Source organism: Rhizobium sp. BK379, from assembly GCF_014193955.1.
Classification (GTDB): Bacteria; Pseudomonadota; Alphaproteobacteria; order Rhizobiales; family Rhizobiaceae; genus Rhizobium.
The window spans coordinates 353,631-369,837 of sequence record NZ_JACIAD010000002.1 but is presented as its reverse complement, the minus strand read 5'-3'; the positions used below and the strand labels follow the sequence as shown (position 1 = coordinate 369,837).

General features: G+C 59.9%; 15 protein-coding genes. 5 read left to right on the top strand and 10 right to left on the bottom strand.

Translation table 11 applies throughout. The features are described from left to right. Positions 1–72 precede the first annotated feature (72 nt). Positions 73–1,266: a succinyl-diaminopimelate desuccinylase gene (dapE, locus tag FHT93_RS12825; protein WP_183847862.1), complete on the top strand. Its 1,194-nt coding sequence runs from the start codon at positions 73–75 to the stop codon at positions 1,264–1,266. Next, positions 1,253–1,849: a hypothetical protein gene (locus tag FHT93_RS12820; protein ID WP_113207053.1), complete on the top strand. Its 597-nt coding sequence runs from the start codon at positions 1,253–1,255 to the stop codon at positions 1,847–1,849. The genes dapE and FHT93_RS12820 overlap by 14 nt, the downstream gene beginning before the upstream one ends. 1 nt (position 1,850) lies before the next feature. On the opposite strand, the gene truA is transcribed toward FHT93_RS12820, so the two are convergent. The 4 genes from truA to FHT93_RS12800 form a co-directional block, all read right to left on the bottom strand. Continuing rightward, positions 1,851–2,648 carry a tRNA pseudouridine(38-40) synthase TruA gene (gene truA, locus FHT93_RS12815; protein ID WP_183847860.1) on the bottom strand — a complete coding sequence of 266 codons (798 nt, stop codon included), beginning with the start codon at positions 2,646–2,648 and terminating at the stop codon, positions 1,851–1,853. Then, positions 2,648–3,583 carry a methionyl-tRNA formyltransferase gene (gene fmt, locus FHT93_RS12810; RefSeq protein WP_183847858.1) on the bottom strand — a complete coding sequence of 312 codons (936 nt, stop codon included), beginning with the start codon at positions 3,581–3,583 and terminating at the stop codon, positions 2,648–2,650. The genes truA and fmt overlap by 1 nt, the downstream gene beginning before the upstream one ends. 98 nt (positions 3,584–3,681) lie before the next feature. After that, positions 3,682–4,197, bottom strand: a complete 516-nt coding sequence (gene def, locus FHT93_RS12805; RefSeq protein ID WP_112541996.1) for a peptide deformylase — start codon at positions 4,195–4,197, stop codon at positions 3,682–3,684. Between the two features lie 95 nt (positions 4,198–4,292). Then, positions 4,293–5,792: a globin-coupled sensor protein gene (locus FHT93_RS12800; RefSeq protein ID WP_183847856.1), complete on the bottom strand. Its 1,500-nt coding sequence runs from the start codon at positions 5,790–5,792 to the stop codon at positions 4,293–4,295. A 193-nt stretch (positions 5,793–5,985) separates the two neighbouring features. Between FHT93_RS12800 and FHT93_RS12795 the strand changes: the two genes are divergently transcribed. From FHT93_RS12795 to FHT93_RS12785, 3 genes are all read left to right on the top strand, one after another. Then, positions 5,986–7,209, top strand: coding sequence for a DNA recombination protein RmuC (locus tag FHT93_RS12795; RefSeq protein WP_112969993.1), 1,224 nt, complete (start codon positions 5,986–5,988; stop codon positions 7,207–7,209). 44 nt (positions 7,210–7,253) lie between these two features. Beyond that, positions 7,254–8,153 carry a ribokinase gene (locus tag FHT93_RS12790; RefSeq protein WP_112541997.1) on the top strand — a complete coding sequence of 300 codons (900 nt, stop codon included), beginning with the start codon at positions 7,254–7,256 and terminating at the stop codon, positions 8,151–8,153. Between the two features lie 239 nt (positions 8,154–8,392). Further along, positions 8,393–10,753 (top strand): methyl-accepting chemotaxis protein, encoded by a 2,361-nt coding sequence (locus tag FHT93_RS12785; protein ID WP_183847855.1) that lies wholly within the window; start codon positions 8,393–8,395, stop codon positions 10,751–10,753. Positions 10,754–10,825: 72 nt separating this feature from the next. Here FHT93_RS12785 and ptsN read toward each other — a convergent pair whose 3' ends face one another. The 6 genes from ptsN to lptC all read right to left on the bottom strand — a co-directional run bounded on the left by ptsN (position 10,826) and on the right by lptC (position 16,112). Continuing rightward, positions 10,826–11,290, bottom strand: a complete 465-nt coding sequence (gene ptsN / locus FHT93_RS12780) for a PTS IIA-like nitrogen regulatory protein PtsN (RefSeq protein WP_029868958.1) — start codon at positions 11,288–11,290, stop codon at positions 10,826–10,828. 72 nt (positions 11,291–11,362) lie between these two features. Beyond that, positions 11,363–11,938: a ribosome-associated translation inhibitor RaiA gene (raiA, locus tag FHT93_RS12775; protein WP_029868957.1), complete on the bottom strand. Its 576-nt coding sequence runs from the start codon at positions 11,936–11,938 to the stop codon at positions 11,363–11,365. A 324-nt stretch (positions 11,939–12,262) separates the two neighbouring features. Next, positions 12,263–13,816 (bottom strand): RNA polymerase factor sigma-54, encoded by a 1,554-nt coding sequence (rpoN, locus tag FHT93_RS12770; RefSeq protein ID WP_183847853.1) that lies wholly within the window; start codon positions 13,814–13,816, stop codon positions 12,263–12,265. A gap of 156 nt (positions 13,817–13,972) precedes the next feature. Beyond that, positions 13,973–14,776: an LPS export ABC transporter ATP-binding protein gene (lptB, locus tag FHT93_RS12765; protein WP_112969995.1), complete on the bottom strand. Its 804-nt coding sequence runs from the start codon at positions 14,774–14,776 to the stop codon at positions 13,973–13,975. A 15-nt stretch (positions 14,777–14,791) separates the two neighbouring features. After that, positions 14,792–15,433 carry an LptA/OstA family protein gene (locus FHT93_RS12760; protein WP_029868954.1) on the bottom strand — a complete coding sequence of 214 codons (642 nt, stop codon included), beginning with the start codon at positions 15,431–15,433 and terminating at the stop codon, positions 14,792–14,794. 13 nt (positions 15,434–15,446) lie between these two features. Next, the gene (gene lptC, locus FHT93_RS12755; RefSeq protein ID WP_029868953.1) at positions 15,447–16,112 is read right to left on the bottom strand and encodes an LPS export ABC transporter periplasmic protein LptC; all 666 of its coding nucleotides are present in this window, start codon (positions 16,110–16,112) and stop codon (positions 15,447–15,449) included. Positions 16,113–16,207 lie beyond the last annotated feature (95 nt).

Here is a 16,207-nt window from a genome sequence, read left to right as displayed (position 1 = left end):
GGCGTCTTTTTGGGCAAGGCGAGCTCACGCCTTGCCACGTCTTTGCCATTCCCACCGGATAGTTCCACCGCCATGACCGCTACGAATCCTGTTGCTAATCTTCAGACATTGATCCGCTGCCCGTCCGTGACGCCGGCGGAAGGCGGAGCGCTATCTGCGCTGGAAGCCATGCTTTCGCCGCTCGGTTTCAAAATCGACCGGATGGTTGCGAAAGAGGCTGGCACGCCCGACGTTGAGAATCTCTATGCCCGCCTCGGCACCGAGGGGCCGCATCTGATGTTTGCGGGGCATACGGACGTCGTGCCGGTGGGAGATGAAGGCGCATGGACCCACCCGCCCTTTGCTGCCGAGATCGCCGATGGCGAGCTTTTCGGCCGCGGCGCAGTCGACATGAAGGGAGGCGTTGCCTGCTTTGCAGCAGCCGTTGCCCGCCATGTCGAAAGACATGGCCTGCCGAAGGGGTCGATTTCCTTCCTGATCACAGGCGACGAGGAAGGCCCGTCGATCAACGGTACGATTAAGCTTCTGCAATGGGCAGCCGAACGCGGCGAGACCTGGGATGCCTGCGTGGTCGGCGAGCCGACCAATCCGAACAAACTTGGCGACATGATCAAGATCGGCCGACGCGGCTCGCTCTCCGGCAAGATCATCGTGCATGGCGTGCAGGGCCATGCCGCCTATCCGCATCTTGCTGACAATCCGGTGCGAGGCATGCTGCAACTGACGCAGGCGCTGATGGACCCGCCGTTCGACGCCGGGACCGACGATTTCCAGCCGTCCAATCTCGAAGTGACGACCATCGACGTCGGCAATCCGGCGACCAACGTCATTCCGGCCAAGGCTTCCGCGAGCTTCAATATCCGCTTCAACGATACCTGGACGGCCGATACGCTGCGGGCCGAGATCATCAGGCGGCTCGATGCGGCAGCCGCAGACGGTGCATTGCGGCCGGGCCGCGAACCGGTCAAATACGAGATCATATGGGCGGATCGCCCGAGCCACGTCTTCCTGACACGCAACAATGCGCTGATCGCCTCGCTTTCCTCCGCAGTCGAAGCCATTACCGGCGCATCGCCGGCGCTCTCGACGACGGGCGGTACCTCGGATGCGCGCTTCATCAAGGATTATTGCCCGGTCGTGGAATTCGGCCTTGTCGGCCAGACCATGCACATGGTCGACGAACGCGTCGCCGTTGCAGATCTGGAGACGCTGACGGCGATCTACGAGACCTTCATCGAACGATGGTTTGCGAATGCCGGGCTTTAGAGAGGTTCAATATTATCTCGCCGGCATCTGGCTGCTGATCAAGCTCGATCCGCGCGGCTTCCGCTTCCTCGACATATCGGATCGCGGCGTCAACCGGTCCTTCTGGGCGATCCTCTGGTGCCTGCCGCCAACAGGGATTTCCTGGCTCTGGTGGCGCAATGCCTTTCTGCGATCCATGCCGCCGGAAACCGATGTCGGATTTCCCTTCTATTTCCGGCTAGGGCTGGTCGAGCTTGCGAACTGGTTCGTGCCGCTGGTCTTTGCCGGTCTGTTGTTGCTTGCTTTCCGCATGGGCGAGCGCTTTGCTCCCATCGTAGTCAGCATCAACTGGCTCGGCGTGCCGCTTGCCTATATCAACGGTCTGCTGCTGGCGCTCGTCTTCTTCCTGCCAGCCTCCGTCGGCATTGTATCGCTGCTGTTACTCGTGTTCATGCTGGCACAGGTCTTCGTGCTGGCACGCATCCTCAGGATGATCTGCCAGGGCCATGCCCTGCTGGTCGGCGCTCTGACGCTGGTGCTGCTGGTGCCGTCGATGCTGCTGTCGGAATATCTGCAGAACTTCCTCGGCATCTATCCGGCGTGAGCTAGGAAAAGTCGTCCTCGTCACTTGCAGGCTTGCGGCGGTCGGTGATCACCTCGGGATAATCCACCTGCATGAAATAGAGCCCGTCGGGCGGGGCCACGGGGCCACAGGCCTTGCGATCACGTGCGTCCAGCGCCGCACGCACATCATCTGGCGTCCACTTGCCCTCGCCTGCAAGCTTCAGCGTTCCAGCGAATGAGCGGATCTGGTTGTGCAGGAAGCTCTGGGCCGTGGCGCGGATTTCGATCAGCTCGCCATTGCGGGTCACATCCAGTCGGTCGAGCGTGCGCACAGGGCTGTTTGCCTGGCAGTGAGCTGAGCGAAAGGTGGAAAAATCATGTTTGCCGACGAGCGTCTGGGCGGCCGCATGCATGACCTCGTGATCGAGCAGCTTCGGCACCCACCATGCCTTGCCCGCCTCCAGCGCCAGCGGCGCGCGCCGGCTGATGATGCGGTAGAGATAGTGCCGGCGGAGCGCCGAGAAGCGGGCATCGAAGAATTCGCTCGTGGCCTCCACGTCGATGATCGCCACTTTCTCGGCGGCGAGCCTCAGATGGGCGTTCAGCGCATTCTGCAGCTTGAAGGGGGACCAGTCCTTCGAAAGGTCAGCATGGACGACCTGCCCCATGGCGTGGACGCCGGAATCGGTGCGTCCCGCGCCGCGGATGGATACGGCATCGCCCGATGCCGAGAAGATCGCCTTTTCGATTGCGCCCTGCACCGATGGTCCGTTGTCCTGCCGCTGCCAGCCGACATAGGGGCCGCCGTCATATTCGACGATCATACGGTATCGCGGCATCAGGCGAGCCTTGTGCCGGCAACAAGCGGCGTGCCGCGCAGGAAGTCGGACGCGGCGAGCGGTTTGCCCCCGGCCTTCTGAAGTTTCGTGAGGCGAACCGCACCAGTGCCGCAGGCGACGACGAGATCATCCGTTACAAGCGTTCCAGCCATACCCTCGCCCGTCGCAAGTTCCGAGCCCAGCACCTTGACGCGCTCCGCCTTGTCGTGGCCGACGAGCTCGAACCAGGCGCCTGGAAAAGGTGCGAGGCCGCGGATATGGTTGTGAACGTCCTTGGCATCGCGGGCGAAATCGATGCGCGTTTCCGCCTTGTCGATCTTGGCGGCATAGAGCACGCCTTCGGCCGGCTGCGGCGTAAGCGGTAAATCGTCCATCTCAAGCTTGACCATGGCCTCGGCCATCGCTTTGGCGCCAACATGCATCAGGCGGTCGTGCAATTCGCCTGCCGTCATGTTCGGGGCGATTTCGACTTCGCGGGTCAGCGCCACGTCGCCGGTATCGAGGCCCTTGTCCATCTTCATGACCATCATGCCGGTCTTGGCATCGCCAGCCATGATCGCCCGTTGGATGGGGGCCGCGCCGCGCCAGCGCGGCAGCAGCGAGGCATGGCCGTTGTAGCAGCCATAACGCGTGCCGGTCAGGATAGCCTCGGGCAGCAGCAGGCCGTAAGCAACGACCACACCGACATCGGCACCCAGGGCGCGGAAGCTCTCGCGCTCTTCCGGATCCTTGAAATTGACCGGTGTGAAGACCGGCAGACCCAGCAGCTCGGCCGCCTGGTGCACCGGCGACTTCTGAAGATCAAGCCCGCGCCGTCCGCCCGGCCGTGGCGGCTGAGTATAGACGGCGATGATCTGATGGCCAGCTTCGACGAGCAGGCGCAGCGTCGGGACGGAAAAGTCGGGCGTTCCCATGAAAACGATACGAAGAGACATTCTATCTCGCCAAATGAGGATCAACCGTCTTCAAACGGGTTTACGGGCTCACAATCAAGCCCGCTCGAATCTTTTGTTTGTCGCTGCTGTCGGCCCTCTCAGAGCACTTTCGACTTTGCAGCCTTGGTGAACTTCTTGATCACCATTTCGCGCTTCAACCGCGAAATATGATCGATGAAGAGCACCCCATTCAAGTGATCGATCTCGTGCTGGAGGCATGTCGCCAAAAGACCATCAGCCTCGACGCTCTGCTCCTTGCCTTCGCGATCAAGATACTTGACCGTGACATTCGCGGGGCGTTCGACTTCCGCATAATAGTCGGGAATGGAAAGGCAGCCTTCCTCATAGACGGAGCGTTCGTCCGAAGAGCGGACGATCTCCGGATTGATGAAGATGAGCGGCTGCTTTTCCTCGCCTTCCTTCGAGAGATCGATAACGAGCATGCGGCGCGGCACGCCGATCTGGATCGCGGCAAGGCCGATGCCCGGCGCATCATACATGGTTTCCAACATGTCGTCGGAAAGGCGCTGCAGGTCGGCGTCGACCCGCTCGATCGGCTGGGAAACCTGACGGAGAAGGGGGTCGGGAAGAATGATGAGTGGCTTGATGGTCATGGCGTTCCCATAACGCATCTTTTCACACTAGGGAATCATCCGCCGGGCAGGGATTGCGGTTTTTTGCAGCGCCTGCCCGGTTTTCGTCGAGATTATCAGGCCGCGCGGCGAGGGGCAGGGGCAGCCTGACGGCCTTCGGCACGTGCACGGAAACGCTGCAGAAGCTCGATGAGGTTCTCGACCTCATCCTTCAGCCGACGGGTTTCGGCAGACGTACGCTCCACCATGCCGGAATTCTGCTGCGTGATCGTGTCCATGTTGCGGATTGCGATGCTCACCTCATTGACGCCGGTAGCTTGATCGCGGGCGGCGGCGGCGATATCGGCGACGAAACTGTTGATGATATCGATGCGGCTGATCATGTCGCTCAGCGCTTCACCGGTGCTGCTGACAATGTTGACGCCCTCGTTCACCTGCGTCGAGCTTTCGGAGATCAGGTTCTTGATCTCCTTGGCGGCATCGGCCGTGCGCTGGGCAAGCTGACGGACTTCCTGAGCGACGACCGCGAAGCCCTTGCCTGCATCACCGGCACGCGCCGCCTCGACGCCGGCATTCAGTGCCAGCAGGTTGGTCTGGAAAGCGATCTCGTCGATGACGCCGATAATCTTGGCGATTTCGGTAGAGGACTTCTCGATACCTGCCATGGCCGAAACGGCGCTGGTGACGAGTTCGCCGGAATTCTTGGCCTTCTGCTGCGTTTCGCGCACGGCGCCAGATGCCTTTTCGGCATTGGCGGCGGTCTGGCTGACGCTGACGGAGAGCTGCTGGAGGGCGGCCGAGCTTTCCTCAACACCTGCGGCCTGCTGAGCAGTGCGCAGGGCGAGGTCATCGCCCGCCCTGGAGATCACATCGGCGCCTTCGAGAATGTGGCGGGACGTCGTGCGAACGGAGGTGAAGGAATCGCGCAGTGCGCTGACGGCCCTGTTGTAATCCTCGGCCATCCCGCGAAAATTGCCGGGCAGATCGGAAGGAAGCGTCGCTTCAAGGTCACCACGCGAAAGAGCTTCGAGGCCACGACGCAAATGCTCCAGCGCCAGTGCCTGATCGGCTTCTGCCCGGGCGCGTTCCTCTTCCAGAACACGGCGCTTCTCATCAAGCGCTTCCAGATAGACCGAAATCGAATAGTCCATATCGAGCATCGCCGCCTTGATGACGGCGGTCAGCTTTTCTGCGAGCGTCTTTCCCTGCTGGCGGGCAAAGAGCGAAGGCCACTGCTTTTCCATCAGACCACGGACGAGCTCGGACATGACAAGCGCATAGCCGCCTATATACCAGCGTGGCTCGAGGCCGATGCGGGCATGGGTGCGGCCGACGGCCGTGACGCCATTCACATAGCTCTGGTCGAAATTGCCGCCGGAGAGATTGCCCCAATGTTCCTGCTGGCGCTTCTTGGCATGACCCATGTGGGCCTTGTCTGAAAAGAAGCTCGCGACGGCCGGGGTCTTGGCGAGCTTGCCATAGAACTTGTCCAGCGCACCGCCGAGCAGCTCCGAGATTGCCGGGCGCAGCTCCCGCAGGTTCTTGCGTGCCTCATCGTCGAGCTCAATGAAGTCAAGGCGCTGCCTGAGGGCATTATCGGTCTGCTGGGAAGTCATGGGGATCTCTATCTGGCGGGGATGCGGAGGGAAATTACCGCGCCAGATTTGGCGAATATGGTTTAGCAATAGTTAAGTGTACTCGCTAATTTTTCTTCCATTCCAGTGGGGTAGCCCGACAATATGCCACAGGACAACGGGGATTGTTCACGTTTTGATCTAGATATCGGCGGTTATTTTGTTATGGTGCGGCATGACCATGACATCCGACTCACTCACCATTTCCCTGCCCGTGCTAAGCCCCGGCGTACTTGCGTTTGCTGGTGGCACGCTCGCCGTCGTCATTCTCGTGACGATTGTGTTTGCGTTGCGCAATGCCGGCATTCGCCGCGAGGAGGCGGAGGAGGCCAATCTTCGTGCTGCCGAAAGCGAAGCCCGCATGGCCGAGCTTCTGAAAATCCAGGCGGAGATGCAGGGACGCATTTCGACGATGGCCGAGGTTTTCGGTTCAAGGCAGGCAGAGCTCAACCATGCGATCAACCAGCGGCTCGATGGCATGACGCAGCGCATGAGCTCGACGCTGACCGAGCAGACGAAATCGACGCATGACAACCTGCAGAAACTACAGGAACGGCTGGCTGTCATCGATGCCGCCCAAAGCAATATCCAGACACTCGCCAAGGATGTCGTCGGGCTGCAGGCCATTCTTTCCAACAAGCAGACGCGTGGAGCCTTCGGCCAGTCGCGCATGGAGACGATCGTCGCCGACGGCCTGCCCATGGGCGCCTATGCTTTCCAGCAGACGCTTTCGAATGGCTCGCGACCGGACTGCACGATCCGGATGCCGAACGGTGCACCGCCGCTGGTGATCGACGCGAAATTTCCGCTCGAAGCCTGGAATGCGATTCGCGATGCCGGCGGGCCGGATGCGGGCAAGCTAGCCGCACAGCAGTTTCGCCGCGACATGGAAGTCCATATCAAGGATATTTCCGAGAAATATCTGATTCAGGGGGAAACACAGGATACGGCTTTCCTCTTCGTTCCCTCGGAATCGATCTTTGCCGAAATTCACGAAAATTTCGAGGCGATCGTGCAGAAGGCTCACCGCGCGCGGGTCGTCATCGTCTCACCCTCGCTCCTGATGCTGTCAATCCAGGTCATTCAGGCCGTACTGAAAGACCAGCGCATGCGGGCGCAGGCGCATGTCATCCAGGGAGAAGTCGCCCTCCTCATGGACGATCTCGGCCGACTCGACGAACGCGTACGCAAGCTGCAGGGACATTTTTCCCAGACGCAGCGCGATGTGGACCAGATCATCACCTCGGCGGACAAGCTCACCAAGCGGGGTGCGAAGATCGAAGCGCTGGAATTTGAAGCAGGCGGCGACGGCAAGCCGGCGCGCGAGAACGAGGCGCCGGCCAAATCTGTCGAAAGCCGTACTGGACTGCTCAAGCTCAGGGTAGTTGACGAGGAATGATCGCTTCGGCAGTGTCGCGGCCCGAAGCAAGGGACGGACATGCCATGATTACAGTTTTCGGCTCCATCAACATGGACCTCATCGCCACGACCGAACGCCTGCCGAAGCCCGGCGAAACGGTTGCCGGCAACAGTTTTGCGACGGCTGCCGGCGGCAAAGGCGCCAACCAGGCGCTCGCCGCCCGGCGGGCTGGACGTTATGTCCATATGGCGGGTGCTGTCGGCAAGGACGCGTTTGCCGAAGGTGCGCTTGAACTTCTCGACGGCGCCGGCACCGATCTTTCCCGCGTCAGGCGTGTCGAGGGACCGACTGGCACTGCCCTCATTCTCGTCGGCGGCGATGGTGAGAACATGATTGCCGTTATTCCCGGCGCAAATGGCAAGGTCGACGGCGCCAATGCCGAGGCTGCCGTCAATGCCATGAATGAGGGCGATATCCTCATGCTGCAGCTCGAGATTCCGGTTGAAGCGGTCGAGCGTGCGCTTGCCACCTCTCGCGCCAAGGGCGTCACGAGCATTCTCAATCTCGCTCCACTCATTCCAGATGCACCGCGCCTTGGGCGGCTCGCCGATATCGTCATTGCCAACGAGACCGAATTCGAGCGGCTGGCGGGACGGGAAAACATGAGTGCCGGTGACCGTGAGGCTGCTTTGGAGCGTCTTCATGCGGAGACCGGCCAGACCCTGATCGTCACGCTCGGCGGTGATGGCGTCATCGCGATCCGTGATGGTCAGATCGCCCGCGCGCAAGGCCTCGTCATCGAACCCGTCGATACTGTCGGCGCCGGCGATACGTTCTGCGGTTACTTCGCCGCAAGCCTTGATGAAGGGCTGGATTTCGACTCGGCGCTCCGCCGCGCAGCGGTCGCCGGCTCGCTCGCCTGCCTGAAGCCGGGTGCACAACCGTCGATACCGCTCGCAGCGGAAGTCGCAGACAGAATATAGTCCAGTCCAACTGCGAATAACCCATGAAACGCCACCCCTAGTTTTGGGGCGGCGTTCCGGTTTTGCTGCCGAAACATAGCAAATTTCATTCAAATTTAAGAGGTTTCTGGCGATCTTTCTCGCGATCGCACCTCGTCCATCTTCGAGGCGGTTCAACCCCTGTGGCTGCTCCATGACGAAGCATGCCTTACCCGCTGTGCCGAAGAATGGCCCTTCGGCGCGTCCTGCCCGAGGAACACATGTTCATTTTCAGAATGAAATCGCTTGCGGCGAAACTCATTGTCATTACCGGTGCCGCCATCGCACTGGTGCTCGTCGTTTCAAACCTCTTCCTCATCGACCAGACCCGTAGCCGCGTTCAGACCCTCACGCTGGATCAGGCCAATTCGGAAGCCAAGTCGATCGCCAACGAGATTGCCGCCAATGTCGGTGAGCTTGCGAGTGCTGCCCGCACCATGTCGGGCGTCGTCGGGCGCGGACACGAGGGCAAGATCCTCGACCGCAAGGGCATCATCAATATTCTGAAAGCCAACCTCGAACAGAATGCTTTCGCCTTTGGCAGCTGGTTCTGCGAGCAGCTCGGCGCATTCGACGGCAAGACCACTGAGATCGCCAACAACAACGACGAAGGCACGAACAAAGTCGGCGCCTTTACGCCCTACTGGTCGAAGACCAGGACCGGCGACATCCAGTTCTCGACCTTCGACAACGATTATACTGCCGAATGGTGGAAACTCGCTGCCGACAGCGGCAAGGGCGCGATCACTGCGCCGTACCTCGCCGAGGGCACCGACGTTCCGACCTTGCTGACGTCGATTGCCTATCCTGTCATGTCCGGCGGCAAGATGATCGGTGTGGAAGGCGTCGATATTTCGCTGAAGTCGCTCACCGACAAGGTGCAGGCGCTGCGCCCCTTCGGATCCGGTCGCGTGACGCTGATTGCCCAGAACGGCAACTGGATCGTTGCCCCGAGCCCCGAGCTGATGTCCAAACCCTATGGCGACAATCCTGGCTCGGCTGACGTAAAGGCTGCGCTTTCGTCCATGAAGGTCGGCCTCGTCAAGAATCTCAGCTTCGATGGGCTCGATCCGTTCGACCGCGTCGTCTATCCATTCCCAGTTCCGGGCCTGAATGCCAACTGGGTCGTGCTGGTCGACGTTCCGCATGCGGCGATGAATGCGCCGGTTCAGGACCAGACCGTCATGATGATCGTCAACGGCATCATCGTGCTCGGCGCTGTACTGCTCGCCCTCTACTTCGCCGTCCGCTCGTTCGTTCAGCGTCCGCTCGCTGGCCTCGTCTCCAGCGTTAAGGCGCTGAGCGACGGCAAATATGACGAAACGGTCGCCGGCCAGAACCGCGCCGACGAAATCGGATCGGTCGCCAAGGCTCTCGAAGGTTTCCGCTTTGCCCTTGCCGATACACGGCGTCTCGAAGCCGAGGCCGACAACCAGCGCGTCGCCGCCGAAACCGAGCGCGGCCGCTCGGAATCGGAACGCCAGCAATCGGTCAACCTGCAGCGTCATATCGTGTCGATCGTCGGCGCGGGCCTTTCCGAACTGTCGCAGGGCAATCTCGGCCACCGCATTACGGAGGAATTCCCCGGCGAATACGGCAAGCTGAAGCAGGACTTCAATGCCGCTTTGGCGAGCCTCGAGGAAACCATCACTACGATGAGCCTCAGCGTCGTCAATATCGGCTCTGGCACCGGCGAAATCAGCAACAGCGCGTCTGACCTTGCCAAGCGCACCGAGCAGCAGGCGGCAAGCCTGGAAGAGACGGCAGCGGCACTCAACGAGCTGACTGCCCAGGTCAATTCCAGCGCCGAGAATGCCCGTACGGCGGCTGACAATGTCAATCTCGCCTGCGAAGACGCCGAGAAATCAGGTGAAGTGGTGCAGAAGGCGATTGCCTCCATGCACGGCATCGAACAGTCCTCGACGGAAGTGTCGCGCATCATCGGCGTCATCGACGAGATCGCCTTCCAGACGAACCTTCTGGCTCTGAACGCCGGTGTCGAAGCGGCCCGCGCCGGGGAAGCAGGCAAGGGCTTTGCGGTCGTCGCGCAGGAAGTGCGCGAACTCGCCCAGCGTTCGGCAAATGCCGCCAAGGAAATCAAGACGCTCATCAACACATCGGCCGTCCAGGTCAAGGAAGGCGTCGATCTCGTCGGTAGGGCCGGCGAGACGCTGCACAAGATTGCCGAGCAGGTGATGGGCATCAACGGTCTCATCCGTCAGATCTCAGCCTCTGCGAGCGAACAGGCTATTGGCCTGAAGGAAATCAACCAGGCCGTGAACCAGATGGATCAGGTCACGCAGCAGAACGCGGCAATGGTCGAAGAAACCACCGCAGCCAGCGTGACGCTGAACGACGAGGCCCAGACGCTGAAGACACTGGTCAGCCGCTTCCGCGTCGCGGGCCAGGGAAATGCCGCGGCAGCACTGCGAGCCACCGGGCAACAGATGCGCGCACCGGCCGCTCAGACACCACGCGCAGCCGCTCCGGCACCACGTGCGGCTGCTCCTGCACCGCGACGGGCCGTTACTCAGTCTCGGGGCTCAGCGGCTGTTGCCCAGGACAATTGGGAAGAGTTCTGATCGCTTGTCGCCGAACAGGAAAGGCGCCTGATCGATCAGGCGCCTTTTTGCATTCGGATGGACAGTCAGGCGTCAGGCAGCGTTCGACGTCTGCTCTTCATTGAGGAAGGCATAAATCGCCGAAGCGGAATCGGTCGCGCGCAGCTTGGCGACCAGATCGTGGTCGCGCAGGACGCGGGCGATGCGTGAAAGCGCCTTAAGGTGATCAGCACCGGCGCCTTCCGGCGCCAGAAGCAGAAACACCAGATCGACCGGCTGGTCATCCAGCGCTTCGAAATCGACGGGCTGTTCCAACCGAGCGAAAATACCGACGATGGAGTGGATATTGACGAGCTTGCCGTGGGGAATGGCGATGCCGTTGCCGACACCGGTCGAGCCCAGGCGTTCACGCTGCAGGATCACATCGAAGATTTCCCGCTCGGAAAGCCCCGTGGTCCTGGAGGCTTTTGCTGCCAATTCCTGAAGCAACTGTTTCTTGGAATTTACCCTGAGGGCGGGAATGATCGCATCCTGGTGCAGCAAATCTGCCAATGCCATTTCTTTTTCCTTCTGTCACCGAGATCACGCGTCCGAAGGAGCGGTACATCGCACCGCTCCTTCGTCCGGATCTCAGCTTTTGATATTGGCTGAATCGATCCAGCCAATATTTCCGTCGTGACGACGGTAAACAATGTTGAGCTGTTCCTTGCCGGGGCTGCGGAACAGGAGAAGTGGCTCATCGGTCATGTCGAGTGCCATGACGGCGGTTGCGACAGACATCGTCTTGAGCTGCTTGGTGCTTTCAGCGACGATGGCCGGAGCGAAATCGTCCGGGACCTCGTCTTCGTGATCGGGAACCGCGTCCATGACGGTGTAGGCGACTTCCGCGAAACCGTTCAGGTGATTACCAGCGTGGTGATCCTTGAGCTTTCGTTTGTAGCGGCGCAGGCGCTTCTCGATACGCTCGGATGCCGCATCAAAGGCAATCTGCGGGTCCATCGCCTCACCTGCCGCATGCAGCACGACGCCGCTGTCGAGATGAAGCTTGCAATCGGCGGAAAACCGAGAGTTCGATTTTTCCACGATCACCTGACCGGAATATCCCCCGTCGAAGTATTTCGTGACGGCCACACCAATTTGGTCCTCGATCTTTTGACGGAAGGAGTCACCAATTTCCATATGTTTACCGGATACACGCACACTCATGGAGTTTCCCTTCTTATGGTAGTTTGCGAGTATCAGTTTACGCCAAGCCTCAAGCTCATCCAAGCACTTCGCGCAATCTCAAGCAAGATGAGGCTCAAGTCTGCGTGTCCCTGGTGCCGTAAGGATGATGGGGATAATGCCCGGATGCCCTTCGCTGCTCCGATTGCGGCGGGCTTCTAGCGACAGGCTCCCGGAAAGTCAATAGCCCGGCACAGCGAGGCCTAGTATACGCGGAAAACGTGCAGTGAAAATCCCATGAAATGGGGAGGCATCCGCGATCAGCGGTTCGTAACGACGAGCGTTTGCTCGCCCTGGCGTTGCAACTCAGAAACCGGCGACCTTGGCTAGTGCACGCTTTTCCCTGCGGCGCTGGACCGAAGAGGCAATGTTCATCGCCTCCCGGTATTTGGCGACCGTTCGACGAGCAAGATCGATACCGCCCTTCTTGAGCATGTCGACGATGTCGTCGTCGGAGAGCACCGCGTCGGGGCTTTCCTGCATGATCAGCGTGCGGATCTTATGGCGAACCGCCTCAGCCGAATGGCTGTCCCCGCCCGCGACGGCGCTGATCGAAACCGTGAAGAAATATTTGAGTTCGAAAAGACCGCGCGGCGTCAGCATGTATTTATTCGAGGTGACGCGGCTGACCGTCGATTCATGCATCTTGATCGCTTCGGCAACCGTCTTGAGGTTCAGCGGCCGCAGATGATCGACGCCATGTACGAGAAAGGCATCCTGTTGGCGTACGATCTCGCTTGCGACCTTCATGATGGTCTTGGCGCGCTGATCCAGACTGCGCGTCAGCCAGTTGGCGCTCTGAAGACATTCGGAGAGGAAGGCGTAATCCTCTCCATTCTTCGTAATGTGCGAAAAATAGGTCTGGTTGACCAGGACCCGCGGGAGCGTATCCGGATTGAGTTCGACAAGCCAGGCGCCGTCCGACGAAGGGCGGACCACGACGTCGGGCGTGATGGCCTCTGAAACGCCGGCCTCGAACCCGCTGCCGGGTTTCGGATTGAGTTGGCGGATTTCGGCGAGCATGTCGAGCAAGTCTTCCTCATCGACGCCGCAGAGGCGCTTCAGGCTGACGAAGTCACGCCGCGCAAGCAATTCGAGATTTTCGACCAGTGCCTGCATGGCAGGGTCGAAACGATCCTTCTGGCGCAGTTGAATAGCCAGGCATTCGGCAAGGGTACGGGCAAAGACGCCGGGCGGATCGAGCGTCTGCAACGCTGCGAGCACGCGCTCGATGTCTTCTGCATCCGTACCGAGACGCTCACCGGCTTCGGCGACATCTGCCTGCAAATAGCCGGCATCGTCGAGCTGATCGACCAGGTTCTGGGCAATCAGGCGATCGGCCATATCGGGCAATATGAAGGGTATCTGCTGGGCAAGATGATCGCGCAACGAGACCTGGCCGGCAACGAAATCATCGAGATCATAATTGTCAGCACCTTCGGCGCTGCCCGGCATCGATTTCCACTGGCTGACGAGTTCCGGTGCGTCGAGACGCTGCGGCGCTCCATCATCGGGGAAAACATTGCTGTAATTGGCGTCCAGCTCGTCACTGAGCCGGCTTGGGCTGCCGTTATCGTACCAGTCGCCGGACAGCGTTTCGCCACGGGCCTCATAATCGCCGTCGCCCGCGTCCTCTGTCTGCTGGGAGTATGGTTCGTCCGCGGCCTCACCACGTTCGCCGGCGTCGCCATCGCCATCGCTCGACGGGATTTCGAGCAGTGGATTCTTCTCCACTTCCTGAGCGATGAACTGGGTGAGTTCGACATGCGTCATCTGCAGCAACTGGATGGATTGCATCAGTTGCGGTGTCATCACCAGGGACTGGTTCTGTCTTAGAAAAAGGTTTGCAGACAGGGCCATGGCGGACGCTAAACTCCCTCGACTCCTCCTGGAAACCGCGTCCGATCAAGGCTTCAGGCCACGGAAATCCGAGTTGGCCCAAAAATTGCTTTTTTATCCTATTTGGTCAAGCGGAACCTATACCGCAACGATAATTTTCTGTCGTCCAGGACTGGTTCAGAGACTGAAATTGTCGCCCAAATAAAGCCGGCGCACTTCGGGATTGTTGACGATATCGTTCGCGCGCCCGTGGGTCAGCACTTCGCCTGCATGGATGATATAGGCCCGGTCGATCAATCCCAGCGTCTCGCGCACATTGTGGTCGGTGATCAAGACACCGATGCCGCGTGCCGTCAAATGATGCACGAGGTTCTGAATATCGGCAACCGAGATCGGGTCAACACCGGCAAAGGGCTCGTCGAGCAACATGAAGGTCGGGTCGGTCGCAAGCGCGCGGGCGATTTCCAGGCGTCGGCGTTCACCGCCCGAGAGTGCCACGGCGGCACTCTTGCGGAGCTTGGCGATGTGAAATTCTTCGAGCAGTTCGTCGAGCTTGCGCTCACGCGCCGCCTTGTCTTTTTCATGCACCTCGAGGACGGCTCGGATATTCTCCTCCACCGTCAGTCCACGAAAAATCGAGGCTTCCTGCGGCAGGTAGCCGACGCCGAGGCGGGAGCGACGGTACATGGGCATCGTCGTCACGTCATTGCCGTCGATTTCGATCGTTCCCTCATCAACCGGCACAAGGCCGGTGATCATGTAGAAACAGGTGGTCTTGCCGGCGCCGTTCGGACCTAGCAGGCCCACGGCCTCGCCGCGCCGCACGACCAGCGAGACGCCGTTGACGACACGCCGCGTCGCATAGGTCTTGGTTAGACCGCGTGCAATCAGCGTTCCCTGATAACGGGCCTTATCGACGGGAGCAGCTGCGGCTTCCGTCGCAGCTCTGCCGGACTTGGTGGATAAGGAGAATAGCTTCACGTGAAAGGCCGACTCTCAGTTCTGCTTTGGCTGCTGGCTCGGCTGCGATTTCGGATCGAGCTGAATTTGGACACGGCCGCCACAGCTTTCAAGCTCTGCCTGGCCTGTCGTCATGTGAACGGTGAGCTGGCAACCGGTAAAAACGTTCGGGCCATCCGTCAGCACGACCTTCTTGCCGGTGAGGATGAAGACCTGCGAGGTCATATCGAAATTGCCATCGTCGGCGGTCGCCGTCTGCGTCCCAGAGGTGAGGTAGACCTTGTCGGTCACCAGGATCTTGTCGATGTCTGCGCTGCCCGAGGCAAGGGAATTGGACTGTTCAGCGGCTGCCTGCGCCGGCTGGGCTGCAGGTGCTGCTGCGCCGCCTGCCTGGGGCTGCTTTGCCTTGTCCTTGTAATAGACGGTCATTTTGCCGGCCTGCAGGGTCGTCGTACCCTGAACGACCTTGACGTCACCGGTGAAGAGCGCCGTGTGTTCCTGATCATGGATTTCCAGCTTGTTGCTTTCGATCTGGATCGGCTGATCGCTTGAAAGCTTCATGCCAGGCATCGTCGTCGACTGAGCGGCCGCCCCCGCGACCGACAGAACGAAGGCAAGCGCGCCAGTGATGAAAGCTACGCCAGTCTTGCAAGTTGAAATGCGACAATCTTTTGTCATGTGACCCGGCTCTTTAGGTACCCTGTTTGTGGATAGCGGATGATTCAACATTCATGCGAACATTCCCCTCGAATGTGATCACGCGCCCCTTATCGGTTATATTGAGGGTCTGCGCAACAATCGAAGCGTTGTCCTTGGTAATTCTGACGGGGTCGTCCGTCGTCAAGTTTCCGCCCTTGATATCAAGGTGGGCGGACTGAAAATTCGCAACGAGACCGCTGCTCAGGACAAGGGTGAACGGTGCGGTCATATGCAGGTTGTCGGTGGCGCGGTTGAAATCCGCGGTCGCCGCCGTCACGCGAGCCATCAGGCCGTCATTCATCGGCACGGCCGCCTTGATCGTCTCCAGCGTGATGAAGTCGGGATTGCGAATATCCTGCAGCGCGCGTTCGGCCAGCATCGAATAATTGATGCCGTCGGAGTTACGACCGGCAATGGCCGGCTTTTCCATCACGACTTTGCCGTTCTCGATCTTGGCGCCCTCGATCTTGATGGTTTCAGGCAGGTAAGTGCGGATCACAGAGACGGCAATGAAGATGAGGGAAACGACGAGAGCTGCGACCGGGAGCAAAAATTTCAGGCGGCGGACACGTACGGAATGAAACCGGGCAACGCCATAGGCGCTGTCCTTTGGCCCTGCGTATGCGGGCTTCCCGTTATTCCTGAGGGTATCGAGCATATGCCTGGTCCGTGTGTGATGATCGTGCCGCTTATATAGCAATACCGGGCGCCAATCACAGTTCGTTTCGCATTATTACATTGGCTTGCCAATAT

Bases quoted from the DNA above. Each gene is read 5' to 3' on its own strand.
- dapE (WP_183847862.1), top strand. From the start codon at position 73: ATGACCGCTACGAATCCTGTTGCTAATCTTCAGACATTGATCCGCTGC.
- FHT93_RS12820 (WP_113207053.1), top strand. From the start codon at position 1,253: ATGCCGGGCTTTAGAGAGGTTCAATATTATCTCGCCGGCATCTGGCTG.
- truA (WP_183847860.1), bottom strand. From the start codon at position 2,648: ATGCCGCGATACCGTATGATCGTCGAATATGACGGCGGCCCCTATGTC.
- fmt (WP_183847858.1), bottom strand. From the start codon at position 3,583: ATGTCTCTTCGTATCGTTTTCATGGGAACGCCCGACTTTTCCGTCCCG.
- def (WP_112541996.1), bottom strand. From the start codon at position 4,197: ATGACCATCAAGCCACTCATCATTCTTCCCGACCCCCTTCTCCGTCAG.
- FHT93_RS12800 (WP_183847856.1), bottom strand. From the start codon at position 5,792: ATGACTTCCCAGCAGACCGATAATGCCCTCAGGCAGCGCCTTGACTTC.
- FHT93_RS12795 (WP_112969993.1), top strand. From the start codon at position 5,986: ATGACCATGACATCCGACTCACTCACCATTTCCCTGCCCGTGCTAAGC.
- FHT93_RS12790 (WP_112541997.1), top strand. From the start codon at position 7,254: ATGATTACAGTTTTCGGCTCCATCAACATGGACCTCATCGCCACGACC.
- FHT93_RS12785 (WP_183847855.1), top strand. From the start codon at position 8,393: ATGTTCATTTTCAGAATGAAATCGCTTGCGGCGAAACTCATTGTCATT.
- ptsN (WP_029868958.1), bottom strand. From the start codon at position 11,290: ATGGCATTGGCAGATTTGCTGCACCAGGATGCGATCATTCCCGCCCTC.
- raiA (WP_029868957.1), bottom strand. From the start codon at position 11,938: ATGAGTGTGCGTGTATCCGGTAAACATATGGAAATTGGTGACTCCTTC.
- rpoN (WP_183847853.1), bottom strand. From the start codon at position 13,816: ATGGCCCTGTCTGCAAACCTTTTTCTAAGACAGAACCAGTCCCTGGTG.
- FHT93_RS12760 (WP_029868954.1), bottom strand. From the start codon at position 15,433: ATGACAAAAGATTGTCGCATTTCAACTTGCAAGACTGGCGTAGCTTTC.
- lptC (WP_029868953.1), bottom strand. From the start codon at position 16,112: ATGCTCGATACCCTCAGGAATAACGGGAAGCCCGCATACGCAGGGCCA.